The 5,180-nt window shown below is 69.7% G+C and carries 6 protein-coding genes and 1 pseudogene; 6 read left to right on the forward strand and 1 reads right to left on the reverse strand.

Annotation, left to right across the window (positions count from 1 at the left end; translation table 11 throughout):
* The 4 genes and pseudogenes from J0695_RS36235 to ygfZ all read left to right on the forward strand — a co-directional run.
* Nucleotides 1-490, forward strand: a pseudogene (locus J0695_RS36235) (hypothetical protein); the annotation flags it as partial.
* A 415-nt stretch (nt 491-905) separates the two neighbouring features.
* A complete protein-coding gene (locus tag J0695_RS36240) occupies nt 906-1,478 on the forward strand; it encodes a heme-binding beta-barrel domain-containing protein (protein WP_206969022.1) in 573 nt (190 codons plus the stop codon).
* Between the two features lie 57 nt (nt 1,479-1,535).
* A complete protein-coding gene (locus J0695_RS36245) occupies nt 1,536-1,973 on the forward strand; it encodes a Fur family transcriptional regulator (RefSeq protein WP_206969023.1) in 438 nt (145 codons plus the stop codon).
* Nucleotides 1,974-2,008: 35 nt separating this feature from the next.
* On the forward strand, nt 2,009-2,989 hold the full coding sequence (gene ygfZ / locus J0695_RS36250) for a CAF17-like 4Fe-4S cluster assembly/insertion protein YgfZ (RefSeq protein WP_206969024.1): 981 nt from the start codon (nt 2,009-2,011) through the stop codon (nt 2,987-2,989).
* A gap of 18 nt (nt 2,990-3,007) precedes the next feature.
* Here ygfZ and dtd read toward each other — a convergent pair whose 3' ends face one another.
* Entirely contained in the window at nt 3,008-3,433 is a 426-nt protein-coding gene (dtd, locus tag J0695_RS36255) for a D-aminoacyl-tRNA deacylase (RefSeq protein WP_206969025.1), read from the reverse strand.
* Between the two features lie 117 nt (nt 3,434-3,550).
* Between dtd and J0695_RS36260 the strand changes: the two genes are divergently transcribed.
* Both J0695_RS36260 and J0695_RS36265 read left to right on the forward strand, forming a co-directional pair.
* Complete coding sequence (locus J0695_RS36260; protein WP_206969026.1) at nt 3,551-4,138, forward strand: RsiG family protein; 588 nt, start codon at nt 3,551-3,553, stop codon at nt 4,136-4,138.
* Between the two features lie 47 nt (nt 4,139-4,185).
* On the forward strand, nt 4,186-5,166 hold the full coding sequence (locus J0695_RS36265; RefSeq protein WP_206969027.1) for an asparaginase: 981 nt from the start codon (nt 4,186-4,188) through the stop codon (nt 5,164-5,166).
* Nucleotides 5,167-5,180 lie beyond the last annotated feature (14 nt).

Below are 5,180 nucleotides of genomic sequence, written 5' to 3' on the forward strand. Positions count from 1 at the left end.
GGGCGCGACGGCGGACAAGGCGCTGAACGGCGGCTGGACGGGCACAGGCCAATATGTCGCGGAGTACGCCAAGGACGAGCGCGCCGATCTGAAGAAGGCGCTCGCCGATGCGTCCGTACGGCATATCGCGGCGCGCGGCTGGACGATGCCGGACGGCACGACGTCCCGGATCTACCTGCTGCAGTTCAAGTCGGCGGCGTTCGCCCAGGAGTACAAGGACGACACCGTGAGCGTCGGCTTCGACGGCGGTACGCCGCTGAACGAGGCCCCCGAGGTCGCGCTCGACGACCACTGGTCCGAAGGCGGCTCGGTGGAGGACACCACGTCGTACGTCTACGCCGAGGCCAAGCCCTACGGCGCCCGTCAGCTCCGGCAGGCCTATGTCCTGGCCGGGGACACCGTGGCGCTGGTCATCCAGTCGCACAAGGGAGCGACGGCGAAGGTGCCCTTCGAGCAGACGGTGATCCTGCAGACGCAGCTGCTCGGCTGAGTGCGGCAGACCTCATCGAGAGGGCCGGGCCCCAGCCGGATAAGCTAAGGAGGGTGGCGAAGATCTTGGCTGGGCTCGCGGGGCCTGGCACGCGCATCTGCGGCGTTGCCGAAACGCCCTAGTAGCTCCGCTACGAGGGCGCTCCGGCGCCTTGCAGCTGCACGCACCAGGCCCCGCTCCCTGATCCAGCCAAGATCTTCGCCACCCTCCTGGCCCGGCCCTACCTGCCCACCCCGCTCATGCAAGGAGCACCCCGTGCTTGAGGTTTTCTTCGAAACCCTGCTGGTCCTGGTCTGCGTCGGCGTCCTCGCCTTCGCCGGTCTGACCGTGAAGAAGCTCTACCAGGGTCAGCGCTAGTCTTCCCCGCCTTCTCCGCCTCCCCGGGCATCCCCTCACAGATCGTCTGAGCCGCCTCATGATCCAGATTCCCTCGGACCTGAACCCGAGCCTCCTCCCGCTCGCCTTCCTCCTCGGCACCTGGGAGGGCGTGGGCGTCGCCGACTTCCCCGGTGATGAGAAGTGCAACTTCGGGCAGTCCGTCACCTTCTCGCAGGACGGCCGGGACTTCCTGGAGTACGTCTCCCACAGCTGGGTGCTCGACGCCGAAGGGAACCAGGTCAGGCCGCTGGAGTCCGAGTCCGGTTTCTGGCGCGTCGACGCCGACCGCAAGGTCGAGGTCGTCATGGTCCGTGACCAGGGCATCGTCGAGATCTGGTACGGCGACCTCGGCGCGAAGAAGCCGCAGATCGACCTCGTCACGGACGCCGTGGCGCGGACGGCGGCCTCGGGTCCGTACAGCGGCGGAAAGCGGCTCTACGGCTATGTGAACAGCGATCTGATGTGGGTCGGCGAGAAGTCCACCCCGGACGTCGAGCTCCGTCCTTACATGTCGGCGCACCTGAAGAAGGTCGTCTCCCCCGAGGAGGTCGCGGAGATGGCGCGCGGTCTCGGGGACCTCCCGGACGACGGGATCGCCTTCTTCAAGTAGTCCAGGCAGCCACGTGCGGGCACGTGGCATTCGCCCGCGCCCTCCTACACTGGGGGCGTGGTGAGAACCGACTGGCAGAGCGACCTCCGCGGGCGCGGGTACCGGCTGACCCCTCAGCGGCAGCTGGTGCTGGAGGCTGTCGATGTGCTGGAGCACGCGTCGCCCGACGAGATCCTCACCCAGGTGCGGAAGACGGCGGGCGGCGTCAACATCTCGACCGTGTACCGGACGCTGGAGCTCCTGGAGGAGCTCGAGCTGGTCTCGCACGCGCATCTGGGGCACGGGGCGCCGACATACCACCTCGCCGACCGGCACCACCACATCCATCTGGTCTGCCGGGACTGCGCGAACGTGATCGAGGCGGATGTGGACGTGGCCGCCGATTTCACGGCGAAGCTGCGCGAGACATTCGGGTTCGATACGGACATGAAGCACTTCGCCATCTTCGGGCGCTGTCAGAAATGCTCGGTGAAGCCCGTCGGCGAAGCCGACTGATTTATGCCGCGACCACCGAGTCGTAGGCTGGGGACATGCCGTCATCCTCACCGACCAGCCCCCTGTTGTTCCAGCCCGGTGCCGTCGCCGCCGAAGGCCGCGACGAGAACGTCGCCGCGCACTACGGTGACCTGTTCCGCGAACAACGTGCGCTCGCGGAGGGCCAAGGCCTCGTTGATCTTTCGCAGCGCGGTGTCGTCACCGTCAGCGGCGCCGACCGGCTGAGCTGGCTGCATCTGCTGCTCACCCAGCATGTGAGCGAGCTGCCCGTCGGGCAGGCGACCGAAGCGCTGATCCTCTCCGCCAACGGGCACATCGAGCACGCGCTCTATCTCGTCGACGACGGCGAGACGGTCTGGGCGCACGTCGAGCCGGGCACGCAGGACGACCTCGTCGCGTACCTGGAGAAGATGAAGTTCTACAACCGGGTCGAAGTCGCCGACCGCACCGGGGAGTTCGCGGTGGTGCACCTGCCCGCCGGGTCCATCGCCGAGGTGCCGGACGGTGTGGTCGTACGGGAGACGGCATACGGGCGCGACCTCTTCCTGCCGAGGGCCGATCTGGAGGCGTACGCGGCGAAGAGCGGCCCCCTCGCCGGGTTCCTCGCGTACGAGGCCCTGCGCATCGAGCAGCACCGGCCGCGCGTCGGCCTGGAGACCGACCACCGGACCATTCCGCACGAGCTGGGCTGGATCGGCTCGGCCGTCCATCTGCAGAAGGGCTGCTACCGGGGGCAGGAGACGGTCGCCCGTGTCCACAACCTGGGGAAGCCGCCGCGGCGCCTGGTCTTCCTGCACCTGGACGGCAGCGAGGTGCTGCTGCCCGGGCACGGAACGCCGGTGCGGCTGGCAGCCGACGGCGAGGAGGGCCGGCAGCTCGGCTTCATCACCTCGTCGGCCCGCCATCACGAGCTGGGGCCGATCGCGCTGGCTCTGGTGAAGCGCAATGTGCCGGTGGACGCGGAGCTGCTGGCGGGGAACACCGCGGCGGCCCAGGAGGTCGTGGTCGAGCCGTAACGGCAGCCTCCTGGAGACTCAGATCTCCAGTTGCACCGTGAACGGGCCGTTGTTGGTGAGCGAGACGCGCATGTCCGCCCCGAAGCGGCCCGTTTCGACGTGTGCGCCCAGTGCGCGCAGCTGCGCCACCACCTCGTCGACGAGCGGCTCGGCGATGTCGCCGGGGGCGGCCGCGTTCCAGGTGGGGCGGCGGCCCTTGCGGGCGTCCCCGTAGAGCGTGAACTGGGAAATCACCAGCAACGGCGCATTTGTGTCGGAGCAGGACTTTTCACCCTCAAGGATGCGTACCGACCAGAGTTTGCGGGCGAGCTGCCCCGCCTTCTCGGCGGTGTCCCCCTGGGTAATTCCCACAAGTACACACAAACCCTCACCAACGATCTCGCCGACCGTCTCGCCTGCGACGACGACGCTCGCGCCGTCCACCCTCTGCACCACTGCACGCATACGGATCAGGCTATCTGGGGCTGAACGGGTGCAGACCGCCTGCATGGGCACTGTCTTGAGTGGCACCATGCACACAGGCGGTGCGGGCAGCACCGGTCGAGGGGACGGAACACGCACATGAGTTCATTTGGCACTGGGCAGCCGTCCGGTCCCGTACCGGTGGCGCAGGTCTCTCTCGCGCGTACGCCGGTGCAGCGCACCCGAGAGGCTCCCCTCCCCGCTGCGCCGGCCCACGACCTGATCACCCTGCGGCTGCCGGCGCTGCGGGTGCTGCGCAGGGACGCCCAGCGGGACGAGGCCGATCTCAGTTATGTACGGCGGATGCTGCACGGCCGCATCGACATCCTGCGGGCCGAGCTGGCCAGGCGGCTCGACCCGGAGTCCCCGGTCGTCGACCGGCTCTCCGAGATCCTGACCGACGCCCCCTCGTCGCACCGGTCGTCCGCCCGCCATGTGACGCTCTCGACGCCCCGCAGCGACGAGTACCGGCAGCTGGCCGCCGACATGCTCGCCGAGGTCGAGCTGTCGGACCTCGACGCCCGGACGGACGAAGAGCTGCACACCGGAATGGGACGGCTGATCCGCTACGAACAGCAGGTCTCCCGCCGCCGCCACCTCCTCCAGCGCACCGCGGACGATTGCAGCGCGGAGATCGCCCGCAGGTACCGTGACGGAGAAGCGCAAGTAGACGACCTGCTCACCTGAGGCGATCCCTTCCGGGGGCGGGTCCCCTGCCCCCGGAAGGCCCCTTCATGAGCACCACATCCCCGATAGCCCAGGCCCCGGCTCCGGCTCCGGCCCCCGTACTGGCCGAGGTCGTGCGGTCCGGCTTCGTCGAGGGCCGTCACCGGGGGTCGCTGGTGGTTCTCGCGGCCGACGGGAGCGTGGAGTACGCGATGGGGGATCCGGAAATGCCGGTCTTCCCGCGCTCCTGCAACAAGCCGATGCAGGCCGCCGCCGTACTGCGGGCCGGGCTCGACCTGTCGGGGGAGCGGCTGGCGCTGGCCGCCGCGAGCCACTCGGGTGAGGACTTCCACCTCGATCTCGTACGGAAGATGCTCGCCGAGCACGGGCTGACCGAGGACGATCTGCAGTGCCCGGCCGACCTACCGCTCGACCCGGTCGAGGCGGAGGCCTACCTGGCGTCGGGGCAGGTGCGGGGGCGGGTCGCGATGAACTGCTCGGGCAAGCACACGGCGATGGTCGCGGTCTGCGCGCTGAACGGCTGGGACCCGGCGACCTATCTGGACCCGGAGCACCCGCTGCAGAAGATCGTCCTCTCGGTGGTCGAGGAGGCGGCGGGCGAGCGGGTCACCGCGGTCGGCACGGACGGGTGCGGGGCGCCGCTGATGGCGGTCAGCCTGGTGGGTCTGGCCCGGGCGTTCCGGTCCTTCGTCCTGGCGCCCGAGGGCTCGGCGGAGCGGCGGGTCGCGGACGCGATGCGGGCGTACCCGGAGTACGTGGCCGGGACGCGGCGTCCCGACACATGGCTGATGCGGGGGGTACCGGGGGTGCTCTCGAAGATGGGCGCTGAGGCGGTCCAGGCGGTGGCACTGCCGGACGGCCGGGCGCTGGCCTTCAAGGTGGACGACGGCGGGACGCGGGTGCTGGGGCCGGTGCTGGCGCGGGTGCTGTGGGGGATGGGAGTGTCGGGGCCTGTGCTGGAGCGGGTGGGGGATGTGCCGCTGCTGGGCGGGGCGGAGCGCGTCGGCGAGATCCGGGCGGCGTTCTGACCCCACCGGGGTCG

Origin of the sequence: Streptomyces beijiangensis, from assembly GCF_017315755.1 — a bacterium.
GTDB classification, from domain to species: Bacteria; Actinomycetota; Actinomycetes; order Streptomycetales; family Streptomycetaceae; genus Streptomyces; species Streptomyces beijiangensis.

Excerpts from the sequence above, each read along its gene's own strand:
- ygfZ (WP_206969024.1), top strand. The coding sequence starts at position 2,009 with ATGCCGTCATCCTCACCGACCAGCCCCCTGTTGTTCCAGCCCGGTGCC.
- dtd (WP_206969025.1), bottom strand. The coding sequence starts at position 3,433 with ATGCGTGCAGTGGTGCAGAGGGTGGACGGCGCGAGCGTCGTCGTCGCA.
- J0695_RS36265 (WP_206969027.1), top strand. The coding sequence starts at position 4,186 with ATGAGCACCACATCCCCGATAGCCCAGGCCCCGGCTCCGGCTCCGGCC.
- J0695_RS36240 (WP_206969022.1), top strand. The coding sequence starts at position 906 with ATGATCCAGATTCCCTCGGACCTGAACCCGAGCCTCCTCCCGCTCGCC.
- J0695_RS36260 (WP_206969026.1), top strand. The coding sequence starts at position 3,551 with ATGAGTTCATTTGGCACTGGGCAGCCGTCCGGTCCCGTACCGGTGGCG.